The organism is Tenacibaculum amylolyticum, assembly GCF_964511145.1.
Lineage (GTDB): Bacteria > Bacteroidota > Bacteroidia > Flavobacteriales > Flavobacteriaceae > Polaribacter > Polaribacter amylolyticum.
Genome location: NZ_CAZEFZ010000025.1, coordinates 1 through 1652 on the forward strand (window position 1 = coordinate 1; position 1652 = coordinate 1652).

General features: G+C 35.7%; 1 protein-coding gene. It reads left to right on the forward strand.

Annotation, left to right across the window (positions count from 1 at the left end; genetic code table 11):
• Window positions 1-97: 97 nt before the first annotated feature.
• The coding region (locus tag ACKTTC_RS08335; RefSeq protein WP_408039348.1) for a hypothetical protein at window positions 98-1652 on the forward strand (1555 nt) is incomplete at its 3' end.

Sequence of the window (1652 nt, forward strand, 5' to 3'; positions counted from 1 at the left end):
TTGAAAATATTTTCAAGGCTTTGTTTTTAAGCTATTTGTGTTCTATATTTGTCCCAAGAAAAATTGTTTAAATATAAATTGCTAAATCAATCATTTCATGAGAAAATTATTGTTGTGCACTGTTATGGTGCTATTTTGTGCTACGAGCTATAGCCAATCAACTCAGGGTAATTTTTTACCAGAAGTTGTTCCTCCTTCGCCAGAGGCAGCAGCCTTATCTAGATTTACAGAAGTTCCAGTTTCGCATTATACGGGGCTGGCCAATGTATCCATTCCAATTCATACAATTGCAGTACAAGGCTTGCAAGTTCCTATTAGTTTAAGCTATCATGGTCGTGGTGTCAAAGTTTCAGAAGTTGCACCAAGAACAGGTCAAGGCTGGTCGCTTACTTATGGAGGCGATATTTCTAGGCAAGCTAGAGGAAAAGCCGATGATGGTGCAGGTCAGAATACCTATTTAAAGAACAAGCAAGATTTTGAGAACTTTTCTACAAGTAAGGCATATCGAGATGCGGTGAATACAAAAGAAGCTACAGATCCAGGGTATGACTTTTACCCAGATCAATTTACTTTTAGTGGAGGTGGTACCAGTGGTAAGTTTGTATTAGATTATAGTGATGGATCTCCTGTAATTCAGAGTTTTGGAGATGTACAAATTAGGTATAAGAGAGAATCACCTGGGTTAGGAAAAATAGTTTCTTTTGAAATCACCGATGCAAGCGGAAATATTTTTTATTATGGAATTTCCAAAGATGGTTTACGATTTGGAAGAGATATTCAAAACTCTTCTATAGGTACCTCTTTTTATTATAATGGAAATCAAGTTCCAGATGGTCCTGGAGCCTTTGAAGGGAATTATAGTTCTTGGAAATTAATGGATATTGAAACCCCATATGGGGAGCTAATTAGCTATACGTATTTACCAGAGAGTTTTGTACGTTACGAAAAGTCATATGATAAGCACGATCCTACAGGTACGGTAACCAACGGTGTTGGTAATGTAGGGAACTTAGACGCAATTAGTAGTAAAATATCAAGAATAAGCACTACAGAAAATCATTTATCTAAGATTGAATATAGCCAAGGAACGATTCATTTTGATAGAGAAGTTACAGGACGTCAGGATTATAACGGATATGCCTTAGATAAGATCCGAATTTTAGATAAAGATGGCAAACAAATCAAAGCTTTTGATTTAAACTATCGCTATACCACTAGTACAGATACAAGGAATTTATTGCCTTATATAACAGGAAACCCAACCTTATTCAGCAAGTCATTTAAACGTATGTTTTTAGACAATATTGTAGAAAAAGGCCAAGATGATACAGCATTACCTCCATATGAGTTTACCTATAATGCTACAGTATTACCAAGTCGTTTCTCTACAGCTCAAGACTATTGGGGCTATTATAATGGCGCAGTAAACAACGGTCCTTTTTTACGTATGTTTGAATATGGTTTTTACAAACCAGATAGACGTGTTCATATAGAAAACTCCAAAGCAGGTTTATTAGAAGAAATTAAATATCCAACAGGTGGTGTTACTAGATTTACCTATGAGCACAACAGAGGTATCGCACCTGCTTATTTTGGTTTTGTTAAAACACCTGCAATTAATCCAAATTCAGTCACAGAAACTCAATTAAAAT